This is a genomic window from Paenibacillus sp. NPDC056722 (genome assembly GCF_042790635.1).
Lineage (GTDB): Bacteria > Bacillota > Bacilli > Paenibacillales > Paenibacillaceae > Paenibacillus_AQ > Paenibacillus_AQ agri.
In genome coordinates this window covers 811960-831881 of record NZ_JBHTYV010000001.1, presented here as the reverse complement: position 1 = coordinate 831881, position 19922 = coordinate 811960, and the positions used below count along the sequence as shown (strand labels likewise).

The window sequence follows — 19922 nt, the reverse complement described above, 5'->3', positions numbered from 1 at the left end:
AGTCTCAATTTAATTCCACGAGCAGAGGAACAGCCTCTCGGATCTGTCCGGACATGGACACCGGATCTTCGCGGAGCCAGTCCTCCGAGCCGAGATATACCCGGCGGTTCTGAACAGCAGGCAGGCTATTCCAGATCTCGGATTGCCGGAGCTCACGAAAGTGTTGTTGTGAGACAGGGTCTGGTGAGACTACAACAAACAGATGATCGCCTACATAATGAGGCAGTTCCTGGACCGGAATATTGGATTTGAACGGATGGCCCTTGGTCTTCTGAACGGCAGCTACCGGAGCCGGGGCCTGAAACCCCAGGTCCTGATAAAGAACCTTCATGTCGTAATAGACTTGCACTGTCTCCGGGAGTCCTCTTGTCCAGATAAAAGAGAGAGTATGTCCGGCTTGCAGATGCCATTTCAAAGCATTCCTGGCCTCAAAGGTCTGCTCTTCGTATTGGCTGAGCCATTGCTCAGCCTCTTGTTGTTTGCCGATCAAATCGGCGATAAAACGGAACCGGTCAAAAACCGGCTGGGACCAGGACATATCCAGTGTAGGAGCGATTTTGGCATAAGTATCGTAATGATGGCCGTCAAAGGTAAGAATCACGTCCGGCTTTAAGGTAGCGAGCCTGTCCAAGTATGGTGTCACTACGGATTTGCCGATTTCGGTTATGCCCTCCACATGGCCTTGCAAATAACGACCCTTTAGAAGCTGGGAAGGTGCGCCGACAGGTTTGATGCCCAAGGCGAGTAGTTCCCCAAGATACTGAAGAGAGGCGATCCGGCTGCTATGCTTGCGCAGATTAATGTACAGACGGGGAGAGACCCCCGTGTGCTGCTTAAAGCTGCGGCTGAAGTGAAAGGGATCATGAAATCCCACGCTCCCGGCCACCTCGCCAACCGATACCTCCCGGCTCTGGAGCAGGCGCTTTGCCTTGTTCATTCGGAGTTCGATGAGGTAGTCGATAGGGCTTTTGCCGGTTAGTCCCTTGAAAATCCGCGAATAATGCCGGGTGGAGACCCCGGCCATTTCGGCAAGCTGTCCGTGCGTGAGATCGAAGGCGTAAGCATTCTCCATGAAGGCAATGGTTTTCTGAACCGCACTTGTGGCATCCTGTTCCCTGTTGCATTCGGCGCTCTTCAAGATCATCAAAAGGATCTCTTGGAAAATAAAGTGGCTTTCGTACTCTTCAAGCGGCCCGGACAGATCCCGCCGTTCGTATAGATTGTGCACTAGCCCGGAAAAATGGCTGAATGAGGCCAATTCGATTACACCTGCTGTAATTGGAAGCTGCTCAGCAGAAACCTCCTCGGAAGAGCCCGGCAATCGCAATTCATCAAATTCGATAAGATACAGGCGCAGCGGGCCTGTGCCGGCATTTTGGATGGAAAAATTTTCCTTTGGGTTCAGAATGCCACAGTGGTTCCCGTAGAGAACGTGGCGTTGCTCGTCACTGTATACCTCAGCAGACCCATAAATGGGGACGACAAGCATTTTTTCGGCATGGCTGCAGATCTTCAGTCCCTCAGCACCCTCTTCCAGTGTGTATAAATAAATCTGCGACCAGGTATACATAATAGAGAGACGCGCCGAGCGTCTACTTGGTTGAACCGACATTGCATTCACCTCCCTGTATGAAAGAAAGGAGCTCTTCAGCTAATGCTGAAGAACCCCATATGGTATGAACATACAACCATTTATTTTTTTAACAACTCAACTGCGTTTTCCAACTGCCCCTTAAGGGACATGACGTCATAAGAGAACCATAGTGCTTCATCTACTACGTAGACTTTGTTATTCTTGACGGCTGGAAGGTTATTCCAGAGTCTGCTATTTTCCACTTCTTGCAGGAATTCAGGATCATTTTTAAATTTAACAAGGAATATCCGATCGGCAGAAGCATATTCAGGGAGCTTTTCCAGGGAAATCTTGAGTCCCAGTTCGTGGTCTTTAGTCTCCCATTCGTGCTTAACGAAATCTGTCATTTTAAAGTGAAGGGTATCGTATAAAGTATAACCGACGTTCCCCGGCCCGTACACTCTCAGTTGTCCTTTTTCATAACCACCAATAACGACAGCGCCGAAGGTTTCTCCTTCATGTACAGAAGAGGCCAGCTCTTGACGCGCTTGCTCACTCTTCTTATTAAAATCTGCAATCCATTGGTCAGCTTCCGCACTCTTGCCCAAAACCGCCGCAACATCTGTGAAGTGCTTGAAAGCGTCATTGCCTACCCACTGCACCGCTACTGTTGGAGCAATTTTGTTTAGGTCGTCAATTTTATCTTTATCCATCTCTGTGGCAATGATCAGATCTGGCTGCAAGGATAGTACTTTCTCCATATTAATAGCATTGGCAGGACCAATGTCCTCAATACCACCGATCTGATCCTTGATGGATACAAAGTTATTCAGCAAATGGGTGACTGCGCCAATAGGCTTGGTTCCTGCGGCGATCATTTCCGGCAGATATTGAGTCGTGATGATTCTTTGCGGATGTGCTGGAATAACGACTTCACGTCCCAAACTGTCGGTGTAGTTTATTGTAGCAGCTGAATCCGAAGTTTCAGCAGAGGACTCACTTGGTGCAGTGGTTGCCGCGGGTTCATTGGCTGGAGCAGCCGAGTTAGAATTCCCGCAAGCGGATAGAACCGATAAAACCAACATTAAAGCAGCTAAAAGCAGAAAATTACGGTGACGATGCATTATGAATAACCCCTTCTCTCCATCTAATTGATAATAATAATCATTATTATAGCAGGAATCAAAAAAAGGAGAACATGTTATATTTGGACACGAGCATGCATGATTTGGCCTTTTGAATAATGTGGATTTTTCTATAGGAAAGTTGTCACAAAAAGAATGACTTCTTTGTCTACAGTAATGTTAGACACTTTAAGGAGGATGATTGAGATGAGTTTGAGATTCAATTACAGTAAGGCTAACCCTAAGGCTGCGACAGCGATGATGGGTTTGGAGACATATGCGGGGAACGCTATTAAAGACAAGGTTCTGTATGAACTGATCAAATTACGGGTGTCGCTAATCAACGGCTGCGCCTTTTGTCTCGATATGCACGCGAAGGACCTGCTAAAGCTTGGCGATCACGGCGACCGTATTCTGCTGCTGAGTGTGTGGCATGAAGTACCGCATCTTTTTACAGAGCAGGAGCGGGTTGTATTGGAACTCTCCGAAGCGGTGACAACCATTTCCGAGGGCGGTGTACCGGAAGCTCTGTATGATAAAGTAAGAGAGCATTTCAATGAAGCGGAATATGTAGACCTGATTATGGCCATTAATACGATCAACTGCTGGAACAGGATTGCGATCTCGACAGGGATGTATCCGGGCTGTTTTAATTAATCTCAGGGCAGGAAGTATTGAAGGAGGACGTATTGTGAAAAGCTTGGACAAGGTACAGGATGACAGCCTGCCGACTGAGAATGAGCGGAGCATGGAGGAGTTGTATCTGACGTATAAAGGGTACGCTTTTTCCATCGCCTATCGGATGTTAGGTGTGGTTGCTGATGCCGAAGATGTCGTGCAGGATTGTTTTGCAGAGCTGCAGCGCAAGGACCGGAGTGAGATTCGGAATATGAAGGCATATGTAGCTAAAGGGATTACTAACCGCTGCCTGAATTTTCTGAATTCTCCGCGCAATAAGCGTGAGGCCTACGAGGGAGAATGGCTTCCTGAGCCGATGGCGGAGATTTACGACGGGCCGGAAGCGACGGCTGAACGCAAGGATACCTTGTCCTATGCTTTTCTGGTTCTGCTAGAGCGGCTGACGCCGACTGAGCGTGCAGTATTTGTCCTGCGTGAAGTGTTCCAGTACGAATATGATGATATTGCCGAGATGGTAGATAAGTCGGAAGCCAATTGCCGTAAAATCTTCAGTCGTGCCAAACGGAATCTTCAATCTGTCCCAGCAGGTGAGCGTATGGAGCCGGTGATCAAGCACTCCAGAGAGGCACTTATGAAAAGATTTATTGATGCCTTCGATTCTTATGATATCAACGGAATGCTGGAATTGCTGGGAGATCAACCGGTGCTGATCTCTGACGGCGGTGGCCAGGTGCATACTGTACTCCGGCCAATGATCGGGCGCAAAGGAGTCGCAGCCTTGTTGTCCTCACGCCGGGTGCTTAACAGGCTGCGGGAGTTGGAAGCTTCGTTTGCTAGCGTCAATGGAGAATCCCACATTATTTATCGCCAGCATGGAGAGATTGTAGGTGTGCTCTGCCTGGAGTTGAACCGGTCAGGTGACCGGATTCAAGGACTGTATCTGATGCTTGATCCTGACAAATTAGGTCATGTGAACCCTTAGGATGTCGTAATCGTTGTGGAGGAGAAAGCACAAGCTGTACCCGGATTTCAACCGCTAAGTGGCTTTTTAATCGAAGAAATCTGGAGAATGTATCTGTAGTGACGACCGAGCCTTAAGTGAAGATCTTAAGTTCGTCATATATAGAAGGAGAATTTTCTGTTATTCCATTACGTATAGGTCATATCAAAAAATTAACTGGAATCTCTTCAGTTAATTTTTTTATTTTCAGCGATATTTGGCGAAGACACGAATAATAACAGGAATGGTTGAGGATGGTAACTGCTTATGGATTTCCTTGGAATTGTTGGGGATACTGTTTTTTTCTATGCTTTAGCTCATAGATTCAGTATAATACTGTTCAGCACAGGGACTAAGGTCACCTTTATCATCTGCTGCTGGTCGTGACATGATTTTTATACGATGAGACTAAAGAAAAGGAAAGACAGTACAGTATTTCTGTCAACTAATCAATCCTATGATATCTAAAGCCAATCTTCATACGTTGAAAAAGCATGGACTCATTCTTCTTCTCACGCTTGCTCTGCTGTCTGGGCTGCGGCTGGTATGGTATGCTGTTCAGGCTCCATCGAAAGCTCCGCAAGCAGTGAACGGTGTACTGGACATGAGGGGCTGGAATTTTGAGGGTTCCAAGTCCATTACCTTAAATGGGGAATGGGAGTTCTACCCTGATAAACTGCTGACAGACGGGAAAGGAGAACTGCCGGAGCCAGCAAGATATGTCAAGGTCCCTGGGGATTGGAGGAGCGGGTTCAGCGACACTAAGGCCAACTCCTATGGTATAGGTACATATCGCCTGCGCATTTTGGTCGATCAGCCGCTGAACCAGCCTTACTCGCTATGGATCCGTAAAATCGAGAACAGTTCAGCGATCTTCATCAACGGTGAGCAGCAATCTGCATTCGGAGTGTTTTCGGAACGGAAAGACCAATCCCAATCGCGTGTAAGTTCCTATACGATAACCTACACAGCGAATGGACAACAGGAGCTTGATGTGCTGGTCCAGGCTGCCAACCATGACAATCCGTCTTTGGGTGGAATTCTTAAATCTATAAAATTCGGTTCACAGGCCGCCATTGACAAGGAGCGGCTTTATTCAATCGGATTTCAGCTGGTTATTTTTATTGTGCTGCTACTACACAGCTTGTACGCTGTTATTCTATTCTTCTTTAATCCGAAGGAGAGAAGCTTTATCTATTTTTGTATGCTGCTTATAGTGACAGCACTCTCGATCGCGTCCGATCATGATAATCTGCTCCAGCTATGGCTGCCCATCAATTATACCTGGGGGCTAAAGACCCGGCTGCTGTCCTATAGCTCTATCTCCTTTTTCATGCTCTTACTGACCCGCACCTTCCACAAAGATGTCGAGAACAGCAGAAGGTACCTGTTCCGTACTTACGTAGCTTGTTTTGTCCTTTTTGTCTTATTTATTCTGGTATCACCCGCGAACTGGGTCTTGTACTCCTACCATTTCAAAGTTTTTGGCCTAATCTATTTACTGCCGATGATCGGAGTGGTCTATCTAATTGCCAAGATGGTCATCCAATCCCAGCGTGATGCACTTTTTCTGCTGCTGGCAGCTGGAGGCGTTTCTTCCAGCGTGTTCTGGGGCGTGCTGCAAAACGGGGGAGTTGTGGATAGTATTTTTTATCCGGTCGACATGATTGCTGCCATCATCAGCTTCTGTACATACTGGTTCAAGCGGTATTTCCGCAACGCGGAGGAGAATGTAGAATTGACTGGACAGCTCCGTCAGGCAGATAAGGTGAAGGATGAATTTCTGGCCAATACTTCGCATGAGCTAAGAACGCCACTACATGGCATTATGAACATTGCTCAAACGGTGATCGTTAACGAACAGCAGGGGATGAATCCCAAAAGTATCAAAGATATGGAGCTTCTCATTACTATCACTAAGAGAATGTCTAGCCTCCTTGGCGATCTTCTGGATATCACCAGGCTTCAGGATAACAAAATCGTGCTACGGAAGGAACGACTCCAGATGCAGGCTGTCGTGCCGAGTGTGCTAGCCATGCTGGGTTACTTGCTAGATGGTAAGCCGTTACGTATGGTGATGAAGATCCCTGATGATTTCCCGCCGGTGTATGGTGATGAGAAGAGGCTGATGCAGATCTTAGTCAATCTCCTGCATAATGCCATCAAATACACGGATGCCGGAACGATAACCGTCAGCGCGGAAATTGTGAACGGCAAGGCTATCATTCGTGTGGCAGATACCGGTGCGGGGATGGATGAGGAAACAGTTGCAAGAGTCTTCAAGCCATATGAGCAGGGCGCGCTTGGCATCAATGACGGTGGAGGTTTCGGACTTGGGCTTAGTATCTGCAAGCAGTTTGTAGAGCTGCACGGCGGAATACTTGTTCTGGATTCTGCACCTGGACAGGGCTCCGTGTTCTCGTTCACGCTGCCATTGTATGTGGGTTTAAGCAGCGCTCTCAGTGATGAAGTGGCTGCTGCAGGTGATTCCGAACTACCCGGTACGTCGAATACTTACAGTGTGGCTGCTCTGTCCGCTGAGGGAGATCCGGAGCCGTCTGACCTGAAGTATACCCGGAGCCTGACCGCGCTACCGGTTGTACCGGTATTGCAGGATACAAGCTTGTTCTCTGCCAATGGCAGCCTGAACATTCTAGTGGTAGACGATGATCCTGTCAATCTGCGGGTGCTTGGCGGGATGCTCTCCGATGCCCACTATTATCTGGTACCGGCATTGTCCGGCAAGGAAGCACTGGAACTGCTGGATAGGGGACGCTGGGATATGGTGATCGCCGATGTCATGATGCCCCATATGTCAGGTTATGAACTGACACGGATCATCCGTGAGCGTTACAGCGTATCGGAGCTTCCCGTGCTGCTGCTGACAGCCCGTGCTCAGCCGGAGGATATCTACACCGGATTCCTGGCCGGAGCCAGCGATTATGTGATTAAGCCAGTGGATGGGCTGGAATTGCAATATCGTGTACGCTCGTTGACGATGCTGAAGCAGTCCCTTGATGAACGGCTGCGTATGGAGGCGGCCTACCTTCAGGCACAGATAAGGCCACATTTCCTGTTCAATGCTCTGAACTCTATTCTGGCCCTTAGCAACATTGACTCTGAAAAAATGGCCCGGCTCGGGGAAGCCTTCACGTCATACCTAAGAATTAACTTTGATTTACTGAATGCCGAAGAGCTTGTGCCGCTCTCTCATGAGTTGGAGCTTGTCCGGGCGTATCTCTATATTGAGCAGGAACGGTTCGAGGACAGATTGTCCGTGGAATGGCAGATGGAGGAAGATATGGAGAGCGACAAGGTGAATGGGCCTCAGCTGCCTCCACTAACGATTCAGCCTCTAGTGGAAAATGCGGTCAGACACGGGTTACTTAGTCAGGCCCGTGGGGGTGTGCTAAAGATTTCTATCACCCGCTATGCTAGGGAAATACGAATTGAAGTTACAGATGATGGAAAAGGCATGGAGCCTGATCAGGTTGTATCTTTGCTCGAACCATCCCAGCAGGGCAAAGGCGGGATCGGCCTGCAGAATACGAACCGCCGGCTGAAGCGACTCTATGGCAAGGGGTTGATTATTCAGAGCCAGCCGGGTGCTGGCACGACCGTGTCCTTTGCAATTCCTGATCAACGAGGCGCAGATTTTGGTACCATAACGATAGATTAAGACTGGGTATGGTCGAACATGGCTCGTAGCTCATGACTGTGACTCTGTCGCTCCCGTCGTCACTTGACTGGATGAATGAGCCTCATTGCTCATCGCAGGGGACTTTGTAGCTCATGGCTCCGCCGAACATGGCTCGTAACTCATGGCTCGTAATCGGCGGTACATAGTTCTGCCTCACGGTCTCACGGGTCTTGTACCTCCGTCGCTCGAATTAACTGCAATTCTGTATCTTAATTGCACGCATAATCAATATAATTGGTAAATAAGTGCATTATTGTACTCTAAATCTACCAGTAAAGCTTATTTTCAGGCCAAGTAGGGGAATTAACATACAATTATGTCCTTAAATTACTATATTTCAGTTATTCGCATGAAATAAGGTACATATTTGCATCTATTTCTAATACTCCCGACCTTCCAGACAGGAAATTGATCATGGAAAGAGGATGTAATTCGAATGTCCCAAAAACCATGAACGGGTTGTTTGGGATAGAGGATAGGCTTTGCTTTTGAAGTAGAAACAGTTAGGTTTGAGGTCAGCTGGTTTTCTCATGCTTATAATAGTGTTGAGCAGATCGTAATGGAACAAAAAAGCCAAGCAGCTTCTCAATTACGGGAGAAACGCTGCTTGGCTTATTTTTACGTTATCTAATCGACGGGGTTTTAGTATTATCTAAATTGAAGGCATGCTGTTAATTTCATGAAAATAGAACACTGGTACTGCCCCTGCCAGCATTGCACAGCTTTAGTTCTTGAAGCTGTGAATCGGTGCCGGAATGCGGCCGCCGCGGTTCACAAAGCCCGCACAATTAAAAGAATTGACTGCCATCACGGGCGCATAGCCCAGCAGGCCGCCGAATTCGACCATTTCGCCAACGTCCTTGCCGATGACAGGGATGACGCGAACGGCAGTGGTTTTGTTGTTGACCATACCGATGGCTGCCTCGTCGGCAATGATACCCGAGAGAGTCTCTTTGGAGGTGCTGCCGGGGATTGCAATCATATCCAGGCCCACCGAGCAGACGCAGGTCATGGCTTCCAGCTTCTCAAGCGTCAGTGCGCCGCGCTGAACGGCCTGAATCATGCCATGGTCTTCGCTGACCGGGATGAACGCACCGCTAAGTCCGCCGACGTAGGAGGAGGCCATCACGCCACCTTTTTTAACATTATCATTCAAGATGGCCAGGGCTGCGGTTGTTCCCGGAGCACCAGCTTCTTCTAGCCCCATTACCTGGAAGATTTCCGCAATGGAATCCCCGATCAGTGGCGTAGGTGCCAGGGACAGATCGATGATACCGAATGGAACGCCCATCCGCTTGGAGGCTTCCTGGGCAACGAGCTGCCCAACACGCGTAACTTTGAAGGCCGTCCGCTTGATAGTCTCGCACAGCGTTTCAAAATCCTGCCCTTTGACTTCTTCCAGCGCTCTCTTGATTACACCGGGTCCGCTAACCCCTACATTAATGACGCATTCACGCTCGCCTACCCCGTGAAAGGCTCCCGCCATGAAGGGGTTGTCCTCTACAGCGTTGCAGAAGACAACCAGCTTCGCACAACCGATAGAGTCTCTTTCCTTGGTACGTTCGGCAGTCTGCAGGATAATATCACCCATCAGCTTCACGGCATCCATGTTAATGCCGCTGCGGGATGAGCCCACATTAACCGAGGAGCATACACGCTCCGTCACGGCCAGCGCTTCGGGGATGCTATCGATCAGAATGCGGTCGCCTTTCGTACAGCCTTTCTGCACCAGTGCGGAGAAGCCGCCGATGAAGTTTACGCCAACTTCCTTGGCAGCCCGGTCAAGTGCTTCTGCCACAGGCACGTAACTATCGGTGTGAACCGACCCAGCGGCAATGGCAATTGGAGTGACCGAAATCCGCTTGTTGACAATTGGCACGCCGAATTGTTTTTCCAAATCTTCGCCAGTTTTGACGAGCTTTTCGGCAGAGCGGGTGATTTTGTCATATACGTTCTGGTTAAAGGTCTTCAGATCACTATGTGCGCAGTCCATTAGGCTAATCCCCATGGTGATGGTACGCACATCGAGATTCATTTCCCGGATCATTTTATTCGTTTCCTGTACTTCAACAAGTGAGATCATTGGGCTTACTCCTCCTAAATACGATGCATAATATTGAAGATATCTTCATGCTGAAGCTTGATTTCAACGCCGATTTCGGTACCGATCAGCTGCAGTTCCTCTACAATCACCTCAAAGCTCTTGGTAGCCCCGGTAAGTTCGACGATCATCATCATGTTGAAATAGTCCTGAACAATGGTTTGCGAAATGTCCAGAATATTCAAGTTGTGTTCAGCGAGATAGGTACATACTTTGGCAATAATCCCAACCTTGTCTTTCCCCAATACCGTTATGATCCCCTTCAATCGAAACAGCCTCCCTTTATATGTAAGTGTTCTTCCGCCAACTGGGGGCGAAAATGACCATTTCAATCATTATTGCAAATGATGTTGCAAGCTTCAACCAAAGGTTTTTTGTCAGGTTGATCAACTTTTTAATCCTTACACGTTCTTTACAAAGGATATTAATTGACAACACATTAAAAATATGATGAACTGGAGTTTTGACAGGCTCAAAATTTGGGAATAGCATGATGTGAAATGTCCGTATTTAAAGGAGTTGCTATGACAACACGTAAATATAAAGACCTGGTTGAGCAGAGAACCAGACAGACCTTGGAGGAATGGTCGAAACAGCCTTCCGTGGAGGAAAAGGATATCCATCGCTTCCTGCATAACCTTAAAGGAACTGCCGGAACGGTAGGACTCAAGGAGATTGAGGAGCTGGCAGAGCAAACGCTACCTTTGTTCGGGGATGATAGCCGAAGAGAGTGGCCACCCGCCGAATGGGGACGTTATTTGTATCCGCTACTGACCTTGCTAAATGACAACGCCGTTTCCATTATGAATCCCTCAGGTCTGCCTGATGGGAATAAGACAGAGGATGCCCGCCCGCAGTATGAGATCCTGATCATTGATGATGATGTGCAGCTTGTAGCCTACCTGAAGGAGTCGCTAGAGAAGAATCCCTATTATGTCAGCATCGCATTGTCTGCGGAACGGGGCCTGAAGATCTTTTACGAGAGCAAACCGGATATGATCCTTCTTGATATTATGCTGCCGGACCAAAGCGGGATTGAAGTGCTGAATCAAATTATCGGCAAGGCCAAAAAAGAACGGATTCCGATTATTATGATTAGCGCGGAGCACTCCAAGGAAGTACAGATGCATGCCTATTCCCTTGGCGTTATGGATTTTATCAAGAAGCCGGTGGATATTGATATTTTCCTAACCCTGATCCAAAATCGCTTTGAACTGAAGAGAGAATGGCAGGAGTCGATCATTGTTGATGAGCTGACAGGCGCCTTTAACCGCAAGCATTTCAACCAGACGATGAAGCAGCTACTGTCGGATTACAGACGCACGAACCGGGTATTTTCGCTCGTGCTTATAGATTTAGATCATTTCAAGGCAATTAATGATACATACGGGCATTTGGCCGGGGATGAAGTCCTGCATACATTTTCAGAATTTGTACAGGCTTCGATCCGGGTAGAGGATGTTTTCTGCCGCTACGGCGGTGAGGAATTTGCTCTTTTCCTGCCGAATACGGATGCCTCTTCCGCCAAGCTGGTGGTGGAGAGGATTCAGAGGCGTTTTTCGGCAAAAGAGTTCCGTACCAAGAAGCATACCTTTAATGTGACCTTCTCCAGTGGGATTACGGAAGTTAAAGCTGGGGAAGAGCAGCATTCCGTAAAGCTGGTGGAAGAAGCCGACAAAGCGCTGTATGCCAGCAAGCATGGGGGCCGGAATCAAACAACAATATATACTCAGCAGTTGCTCGCCACTAAATTTGACTCTGTGCTTAATGTGATCATCGTAGATGATGATGCGTTGGTGCGTCGAATTGTGACCAGCGAGTTCGCGGACTGGAAGCCCTCCAACATGGCTAAGGTCAATATTAGCAGCTATTCCAGCGGCCCTGAGTTTTTGCAATCAGACTGGTACAGCAGTGAAGAGAAGTATATTGTTCTGCTGGATGGTATCATGCCAGTGCTGGACGGGATTGAGGTGCTGGAACGGATTCGCGGGAATTACCCGGAGGAGAATATTGTCGTAATTATGTTGACCGGGCGAAATAATCAGGCGGATATTGTTCACGCATTGCAGATGGGTGCCGATGATTATGTAATAAAGCCGTTTGACATGAACGAATTGATGCTGCGGATTGAACGTCTGGCTTTCCGATTCCTGTTCTAGGCAGGTAGCAGGCGATAACAACCAAGAAGCGTAAACAAGTGGAGGTTAGAATGCAAAAAGTACTGGTGGTAGATGACGAAGAAGTATTGCGCATGCTGATTACGGACACGTTGGAGGATCTGGAGGATGTGGAGATCTTCACAGCGGATAACGGTGAGGATGCGCTGGAGAAGCTGGAAGCGGAGACTTATGATCTGGTCATTCTGGATTATATGATGCCGAAGATGACGGGGATCGAAGTGCTTGGACAGGTGGATGATGAGAAGAAAAAGAATACCCCGTTTCTTATGCTGACCGCGAAGGCACAGGAAGTGGACCGCAACCGGGCAATTGAGGCAGGTGTACGCTACTTCATGCCCAAGCCGTTCAGCCCGCTGGAGCTGTTGCAAGTCGTGGAGGGGATACTGAAGTGACCAAAGCCAACCGCTTCGGCAGCACCAGCTTGAAGAACCGATATTTTCGCATTATTGCGAGCGTATTCACACTGATCATTCTGTGTGGCATGGCCTTTTTCCTGTATATCAACAAAGAGCAGGAGAAGCTGAGCCACGACAGGGATACGCTGCACAAGAAGACGCAGACGATCAATCAACTCTCGGATAATCTTAATGAGATCTTTCTTCGGGCCAGAGGATTTATTGCGCTGAAAAATGAAAATGAACTGATGCTGCTGAATCAAGCTCTTCATGATTTTGACGGTGTGTTGAAAGACTATTCCCAGCTTACATTGTCAAAAGAAGAATCGAAGTATCGGGATGACCTGAAGGCTTTTTACACCGAGTACAAATACACACTCCTTCCACGAGCACTTAAACTGGCGGAAGAAGGAAATTATGAGGCGCTGCGGTCAACCTCGGGAGGGGGCACTACGGCTAAAGTCAATGAGTTTCTTGATTACACGAAGGGGTATCAAAAGCGTGCAGACACTGCATTGAATGAGATGGCCAAGGACTCCATACGTAAAGCCAATGAGTTTACAGTAGTCGCTTTCTTGTTCAGTACGGCGATTCTCTTTCTCTTCACCCTGCTGGTGTGGCGTATTCTCAGAAATCTGATTGTTCCCATCCTGAAGCTGGAAGAGGCTACCCACTCCCTGGCGGCCGGAGAACAAATCCTGCTCGGCACCTTGCATCAGAAGGATGAGATTGGGCGTCTGTACAATGCATTCCTGGATATGGCTCATAGCATTCAGGATAAAGAAGAAGAACTGATGATGCAGAATGAAGAACTGCATGCCCAGCAGGATGAGCTTCATGATCAGCAGCATAGATTGCAGCGCTCGCTGAGTGAAATTGAAAGCATGATGAAGGCATTGGATCAATCGGCTGCCGTGGGTATTCTCTCCGCTAAAGGTGTCTTTACTTATGCCAATGACAATCTGAGCAGTTATACGGGCTACCGGAACTCCGAGATTATCGGCTATACGTACAAGCTGTTCGAGATGCCGGATATGTTGGAGCATGATATGCAGCAGATGTACCGTAAGCTGAAGAGTGGCGGTGTCTGGACTCATGAAATCGGGCTGCAAACGAAGTCCGGTGCCACAACCTGGCTGAATTTGACCATTGTTCCTTACCTCAATAGTGAGGGCACAATCTACCAGTATATCTTGATTGCCAGCGATATCACTTCACTGAAGAGTGTTCAGCAGGAGCTGGCGCTGACGCTTAAGGCGACGGAACAGACGAAGACTATGCTGGAGCTCAACAATCAGCTCAATCACGATATTTCCTATACGCTTAACAAAAATGAATTTACTGAAAAGTTCTTGCATTTCATGAACCGGCTATATTCCTTTGATTCAAGCTTCTTCTTGCTTACCAAGGATACAATCTATGCGGCCAAAGGTATTCCCCAGGATCGGATCGAGCGTTATGTGGAAAGAAGTTGCAGCGAAATGCTGCATCGCTTGCAGACAGAAAGCTCCTATGTCATCAAACGGCCGGCAACTGAGGCGGAACAGGGAATCGCGCCGGATCAGATGTACTGCTATGATTTCTATACGAAAGTGGTTAATGCCGAGGATGAGATTTTAGCCGTCTTCTGCGGCAGCCGGATTGGGCTATCTTTCAGTGACGAAGAGCTAAATGAGGTCCAGGGTCTGATGAATCGGGTGTCACTGGCTATTGAGCGGCTGTTCATGTACGAGGAAATCGAGCATGCCCGGAAGCTGAACCAGGATATCGTCAACAATGTGAATGAAGGTATTCAGTTTGTGGATACCGAAGGCACGATGCTCCATGCTAATAAGGCACTGTGTCAAATGACCGATTACAGCAGTTGGACAGAAGGCGGTCATGAATCCAAAGAAGAGTGGATGGCTCATTTCATGCAGGCTGCCAACGAATCAAACGACATCCGCGGTTTCTTCCAGAAGGCACTGGGTGAAGAGGCGGCGGAATCGGCCAGCATGCGGTATTCGATCGGAACCGAGTCTGTGAAGCATATCGATGTATATGCTATACCGGTGTTCCGGCGGGATGCACGGATTGGTACCTTGTTCGTTCACCGTGATATTACAAGGGAATATGAGCTGGATCTGATGAAATCCGAACTGGTTAGCACGGTCAGTCATGAGCTGAGAACACCGCTATCAAGCGTACTGGGATTCACGGAGCTGCTGCTGGCCAGAACGATGAAGCCGGAGAAGCAGCTTAAATATCTGGAGACGATTCACAAGGAAGCGAAGCGATTAACGGAACTGATCAATGATTTCCTGGATCTTCAGCGTATGGAGTCTGGCAAGCAGCAATATACGACGGAATCTGCGAACCTGAGTGAAATCGTGCTGGGTGTACTGGACCAATACAAGCTGGGTTCACATAATGTGCTGCTGGTAGACGAAGCGTTTAATTCTGAAGTGGAAGTGGACAGAGACAAAATCATTCAGGTGCTAACCAATCTGCTGAGTAACGCCATCAAGTTCTCGCCAGACAGCAATGAGGTGAATGTTCATCTGCATAATGAGGAAGACCGTATCGTGGTCAGAATCCAGGATCATGGTCTGGGGATTCCGAAGGATCAGATCGGACACTTATTCCAGAAATTCAGAAGAGTGGACAATAGCGCTTCGAAACGCATTGGCGGAACAGGGCTTGGCCTCGCCATCTGCAAGGAGATTATCGATAAGCAGAAGGGCGAAATCGGCATCGAATCTGTCGAAGGCAAAGGAACTACGGTCTGGTTCAGCCTTCCGAACCTCTACTCCGAGCATAAGCAGTATGAAGAAGACGGGGGCAGATGGAACCCGGACAAAGAATCCAAGCCTAATGTCATGATCGTGGAAGATGATTACAGCCTCTCGCTACTGTTGTCGGAGGAACTGAAGGGTAAGGGCTTCCGGGTCACCCATCACTATCATCCGCAAAAAGCGTTTGACCAGGCGCTGAAGACACCGTTCGTAGCCATCGTAATTGATCTGATGCTTGGAGACGAACTGGACGGCTGGGATCTCATCCGCATGCTCAAGGAAGATCGTCGAACCGAGACGATTCCGCTGGTGATTTCCTCGGCCCTGGACAAATCGGATAAAAACGCACTTAATAACGTTATTCAAAAATATCTTACCAAGCCATACCCGCCTGGCGAACTGTCCCAGACTCTAGAAGAGATTGTGAAGATTAGACAGGCCAGCGGCGAAGTATTATTCCCGGACAATAGTCCGGAGAAGGAAGAAGACAAGCCCTGAGGGGGCTTGTCTTTTTTTTGAAGAAACGGGTGTACCACTCGATGATTGCAATAGATAGTCTAATGGTTGCAAAAATCTAACTCTAATGTGAGTAAAGGCATTGCAATTTGACTAGAAAGTAATGGACAGGCTTGTTTTTTAGGCGAGATGCGATTAGTTTATAGATAGCACATCAGAGTAAAGCCTGGCTATCAATAGAGGTTAAAGAGGAGGCTAACAGCCGGTGATTTTTTATTTGATATCTGCACTCGTCATTCTTGTTGATCAAGTGTCAAAATGGCTGGTGCGCACCCATATGGAGGTAGGGGAGACGATCCCTTTCTCGGCCCATCTCCTGAAATTCACATTCTATGAAAACAGTGGCGCAGCGTTCAGCTCTTTTCAGGGCTTTGGCCGATATTTTGTCATTGTAGCAATAGGATTTGTTGTAGCCATCTTTTATTACCGCCGCAAAGGCGAGATTAGAGGCCATCTGCTGAACGCAGCTGCTGGATTCCTGGTCGGCGGGGCGATTGGCAATGCTATAGACCGCGTGCTGTTCAACAAGGTAACGGATTTTCTGGTCTTCGGCGGTAGCAACGGCATTCTTAATATTGCGGATGTGGCCATCAATGCCGGGGTTGTACTAGTTCTTTGTTATATGATTGTAGGTCAGTTAAAGCGGATTATTTGAACCGAAACGCATTTTAATATCATCAATCAGAGAAGTCACCTGAGCCGATCACAGAATAGATCAGCGGGGGCTTCTCTTTTTTTAATAAAGTTGACAATACATCAACCTGTAACTATAATGATTACAGGTTGATTATTTAGACATTATTCGGGAGGAATAGAGCATGAGTCAAACAAATGAAGCGGTATTAGTTACAGGTGCAAGCGGACAACTCGGGCAATTGGCCATTGAATGGCTGCTTGAGTATCATCAGGGCCCAATCATTGTCACAAGTCGTGATCCGCAGAAGTTATCTAGTCTCACGGAACGTGGAGTGATTGTCCGTCAGGCGGACTTTGACCAGCCGGAGACGCTGCCGGAAGCTTTTGCCGGAGCCAAACGCCTGCTGCTGATTAGCACTGATGGACTTAGTGTTCCCGGCCAGCGTGTGCAGCAGCATCTCAATGCTGTAGATGCAGCGGTCCAAGCGGGTGTGGAGCATTTGGTATATACGTCGTTACCTAGCCCAGAACCGGGTACAGCTTGTCTGCTGGCAGGAGATCATTACGCTACAGAAGAGAAGATCAAGAGCAGTGGCTTGTCTTACACCATTCTCCGCAATAACCTTTATACTCATAGTCTAATTCCTGCGGTGCAGCAAGCGGTAGCCTCCGGACAGTACGCCGCTGCTACCGGTGACGGCGCGACGGCCTATGTTACACGTGAAGACTGTGCCCATGCAGCGGCAGCGGCACTCATAGCTACTGTCTCGGGGAACCAGACGCTGGATGTATCAGGGCCGGAAGCATTGACTGGCAAGGATATCGCAGCAATCGCCAGCGAGTTCACCGGCAGAGCTATAGAATTCGTTCCACTGACAACGGAGCAACTGGTAGGCATTTATGAAGCTGCCGGACTGCCGAATGGCGCAGCGCAGGTTTTTGCTTCGTTCCAGACCGCTTCTTCTAAAGGCGAGTATGGACAAGTCACAACGACTGTAAAAGATTTTACAGGGCAAGCACCGGTTGGGTTGAAAGCAGTACTAGCAGCGAACAAGAGTGCCTTTGCCAGCGCTGAATAATTAACTTGTCCTAACAGATAGGTAACATCAATATAGTTTTCACGAAAAAGGGTAGGCCTCGGCCTATCCTTTTTTATATTTTCGGAGTGTTAACGGATAGATCACTTTATCAATTTATCTAATACAACTTATTACTTATTGTAATGAAGTGAGGGAAAACGGGGTGATTTACTATGATTTCGATCGTTTTTTAGCGATTTATAGACAATATTGCATGATTATACAAAAAATAGCGGAATTACGATTCATTGCCCGTTTCCATTTATTATGTTAGCCTGAATCCATGATGTGAGGATATGAGGCTGCATCAGCCCTATATACGGAGCAAGATTTCTTGTTTAGGAGAGGTGGATATTGTTGCAATTACAAGTCACTAACAGTCCGTTTACCCCGGAGCAGGCAGAGCTTCTTAACCGTCTGTTACCAACCTTGACGCCATCGCAGCAAATATGGCTCAGCGGCTACCTGTCCGCTCTTCAGGCAGCGGTGCCGACAACTGCGGTTTTATCATCCGCACCTGTTCTGGCCGAAGAGAGTGCTACCCCGGTCAGTCAACCGGCCATTTCCCGAGAGGTGACGGTATTGTTCGGCTCCCAGACCGGCAATTGCCAGCGACTAGCCGGTAGCCTGTCCCGCAAGCTGGAGGAGCAAGGGTTTCAGGTCACACAGTCTTCCATGAACAGCTTCAAGCCAAATGGATTGAAGAAAGTGGAGAATTTGCTGATACTGGTCAGTACGCATGGTGAAGGAGATCCGCCGGACAATGCGCGTGCGTTTCATGAATTTCTCTATAGTAAGAGAGCACCGGGACTTGAGCATCTGCGTTTCTCTGTCCTGGCTTTGGGCGATACTTCCTACGAATTCTTCTGCCAGACTGGTAAAGACTTCGACCAGCGCCTGGAGGAACTTGGCGGACAGCGCCTGTACCCGCGTGTAGATTGCGATTTGGATTATGATGAACCAGTGGCGGAATGGATTGAAGGTGTACTGCAATCCTTACAAGAACGTCTTAACCCCTCAGCCATCGCTACGGAAGCCGTAAAGGCAGCTGATAAAGCGCCGGGGCAAGAGACATCAGAATATTCACGAAGCAATCCTTTTCAAGCTGAAATTCTTGAGAATATTAATCTGAACGGACGCGGCTCAGATCGTGAAACACGGCATCTGGAGCTGTCGCTTGCCGGATCTAATCTGCAATTCGAACCAGGAGATTCCCTTGGTGTCTACCCTGAGAATCATCCGCAGCTGGTTGACGAGATTATCGCAGCTTTCGGCTGGAAGCCGGAAGAGAAGGTTCCTTTCAATAAGAAGGGCGAAGAAGGTTCTTTGCTGGATGCGCTCAAGTATCATTATGAGATTACGGTGCTGACCAAGCCGCTACTGGAGCAGGCGGTGCAGTTCTCCACAGGCAGTCAGCTTCAGGAACTGCTGTCGCCGGATCGCCAGCAGGAGCTGAAAGAATATATCCATGGCCGAGACCTGCTGGATCTGGTGCAAGACTTCGGACCTTGGCAGGCACCAGCCCGCAGCTTTGTACCGGTTCTGCGCAAGCTGCCAGCCCGTCTATACTCCATTGCAAGCAGCTATAATGCGAATCCGGACGAGGTTCATTTCACCGTCCGTGCAGTACGATATCAGGCCCACGGCCGTGACCGGTACGGCGTATGCTCTGTTCATTGCGCAGAGCGGGTGCAGCCGGGCGATACTTTGCCGATTTATATTCAAAACAATCCCAATTTCAAGCTTCCGGCTAGTGGCGATTCCCCGATCATCATGATTGGACCGGGTACGGGCGTAGCGCCGTTCCGTTCGTTCCTGGAGGAGCGGGAAGAGCTTGGCGCCGAAGGGAAATCGTGGCTGTTCTATGGAGACCGTCACTTTGTGACAGACTTCCTGTATCAGACCGACTGGCAGCGGATGCTGAAGGATGGTGTGCTGACGAAGCTGGACGTGGCCTTTTCACGTGATACAGAGGAGAAGGTCTATGTTCAGCACCGTTTGCTGGAGAAGAGCCGTGAGCTATATCAATGGCTGCAAGAAGGTGCACATGTCTATGTATGCGGTGACGAGAAGCATATGGCGCACGACGTTCATACGGCACTGATTACGGTCATTCAGCAGGAGGGCGGACTTAGCCCTGAGGATGCTGTCGCTTATCTGGAGCAAATGCAGCAGGAACAACGCTACCAACGCGATGTATATTGA

General features: G+C 48.5%; 13 protein-coding genes. 9 read left to right on the top strand and 4 right to left on the bottom strand.

The genetic code is table 11. The features are described from left to right. Window positions 1–4 precede the first annotated feature (4 nt). Both ACFRAM_RS03930 and ACFRAM_RS03925 read right to left on the bottom strand, forming a co-directional pair. Window positions 5–1612 carry a helix-turn-helix domain-containing protein gene (locus tag ACFRAM_RS03930; RefSeq protein ID WP_379464615.1) on the bottom strand — a complete coding sequence of 536 codons (1608 nt, stop codon included), beginning with the start codon at window positions 1610–1612 and terminating at the stop codon, window positions 5–7. A gap of 80 nt (window positions 1613–1692) precedes the next feature. After that, window positions 1693–2697 (bottom strand): ABC transporter substrate-binding protein, encoded by a 1005-nt coding sequence (locus tag ACFRAM_RS03925; protein ID WP_379464614.1) that lies wholly within the window; start codon window positions 2695–2697, stop codon window positions 1693–1695. A gap of 207 nt (window positions 2698–2904) precedes the next feature. Between ACFRAM_RS03925 and ACFRAM_RS03920 the strand changes: the two genes are divergently transcribed. From ACFRAM_RS03920 to ACFRAM_RS03910, 3 genes are all read left to right on the top strand, one after another. Further along, a complete protein-coding gene (locus ACFRAM_RS03920; RefSeq protein ID WP_379464613.1) occupies window positions 2905–3354 on the top strand; it encodes a carboxymuconolactone decarboxylase family protein in 450 nt (149 codons plus the stop codon). A gap of 91 nt (window positions 3355–3445) precedes the next feature. Further along, on the top strand, window positions 3446–4318 hold the full coding sequence (locus tag ACFRAM_RS03915; protein ID WP_379464752.1) for a sigma-70 family RNA polymerase sigma factor: 873 nt from the start codon (window positions 3446–3448) through the stop codon (window positions 4316–4318). Between the two features lie 475 nt (window positions 4319–4793). Then, on the top strand, window positions 4794–8015 hold the full coding sequence (locus ACFRAM_RS03910; RefSeq protein ID WP_379464612.1) for an ATP-binding protein: 3222 nt from the start codon (window positions 4794–4796) through the stop codon (window positions 8013–8015). Window positions 8016–8760: 745 nt separating this feature from the next. Here ACFRAM_RS03910 and ACFRAM_RS03905 read toward each other — a convergent pair. Together ACFRAM_RS03905 and ACFRAM_RS03900 are read right to left on the bottom strand one after the other, a co-directional pair. After that, entirely contained in the window at window positions 8761–10116 is a 1356-nt protein-coding gene (locus ACFRAM_RS03905) for a DUF711 family protein (protein ID WP_483875005.1), read from the bottom strand. A 17-nt stretch (window positions 10117–10133) separates the two neighbouring features. Then, the gene (locus tag ACFRAM_RS03900) at window positions 10134–10403 is read right to left on the bottom strand and encodes an ACT domain-containing protein (protein ID WP_175373564.1); all 270 of its coding nucleotides are present in this window, start codon (window positions 10401–10403) and stop codon (window positions 10134–10136) included. Window positions 10404–10661: 258 nt separating this feature from the next. On the opposite strand from ACFRAM_RS03900, the gene ACFRAM_RS03895 reads away from it, so the two are divergent. The 6 genes from ACFRAM_RS03895 to ACFRAM_RS03870 all read left to right on the top strand — a co-directional run bounded on the left by ACFRAM_RS03895 (window position 10662) and on the right by ACFRAM_RS03870 (window position 19922). Further along, entirely contained in the window at window positions 10662–12296 is a 1635-nt protein-coding gene (locus tag ACFRAM_RS03895; RefSeq protein ID WP_379464610.1) for a diguanylate cyclase, read from the top strand. 50 nt (window positions 12297–12346) lie between these two features. Continuing rightward, window positions 12347–12709: a response regulator gene (locus tag ACFRAM_RS03890; RefSeq protein WP_379464609.1), complete on the top strand. Its 363-nt coding sequence runs from the start codon at window positions 12347–12349 to the stop codon at window positions 12707–12709. Then, window positions 12706–15984, top strand: a complete 3279-nt coding sequence (locus tag ACFRAM_RS03885) for an ATP-binding protein (protein WP_379464608.1) — start codon at window positions 12706–12708, stop codon at window positions 15982–15984. Before ACFRAM_RS03890 ends, ACFRAM_RS03885 begins: the two co-directional genes overlap by 4 nt. Window positions 15985–16207: 223 nt before the next feature. Further along, the gene (gene lspA / locus ACFRAM_RS03880) at window positions 16208–16657 is read left to right on the top strand and encodes a signal peptidase II (protein WP_379464607.1); all 450 of its coding nucleotides are present in this window, start codon (window positions 16208–16210) and stop codon (window positions 16655–16657) included. A gap of 163 nt (window positions 16658–16820) precedes the next feature. Further along, complete coding sequence (locus ACFRAM_RS03875) at window positions 16821–17717, top strand: SDR family oxidoreductase (protein WP_379464606.1); 897 nt, start codon at window positions 16821–16823, stop codon at window positions 17715–17717. A 357-nt stretch (window positions 17718–18074) separates the two neighbouring features. Then, entirely contained in the window at window positions 18075–19922 is a 1848-nt protein-coding gene (locus tag ACFRAM_RS03870) for an assimilatory sulfite reductase (NADPH) flavoprotein subunit (RefSeq protein ID WP_379464751.1), read from the top strand.

What these genes read in the sequence shown, in the direction of transcription:
- ACFRAM_RS03930 (WP_379464615.1), bottom strand. Translation starts at nt 1,612, where the DNA reads ATGTCGGTTCAACCAAGTAGACGCTCGGCGCGTCTCTCTATTATGTAT.
- ACFRAM_RS03925 (WP_379464614.1), bottom strand. Translation starts at nt 2,697, where the DNA reads ATGCATCGTCACCGTAATTTTCTGCTTTTAGCTGCTTTAATGTTGGTT.
- ACFRAM_RS03920 (WP_379464613.1), top strand. Translation starts at nt 2,905, where the DNA reads ATGAGTTTGAGATTCAATTACAGTAAGGCTAACCCTAAGGCTGCGACA.
- ACFRAM_RS03915 (WP_379464752.1), top strand. Translation starts at nt 3,446, where the DNA reads ATGGAGGAGTTGTATCTGACGTATAAAGGGTACGCTTTTTCCATCGCC.
- ACFRAM_RS03910 (WP_379464612.1), top strand. Translation starts at nt 4,794, where the DNA reads ATGATATCTAAAGCCAATCTTCATACGTTGAAAAAGCATGGACTCATT.
- ACFRAM_RS03895 (WP_379464610.1), top strand. Translation starts at nt 10,662, where the DNA reads ATGACAACACGTAAATATAAAGACCTGGTTGAGCAGAGAACCAGACAG.
- ACFRAM_RS03890 (WP_379464609.1), top strand. Translation starts at nt 12,347, where the DNA reads ATGCAAAAAGTACTGGTGGTAGATGACGAAGAAGTATTGCGCATGCTG.
- ACFRAM_RS03875 (WP_379464606.1), top strand. Translation starts at nt 16,821, where the DNA reads ATGAGTCAAACAAATGAAGCGGTATTAGTTACAGGTGCAAGCGGACAA.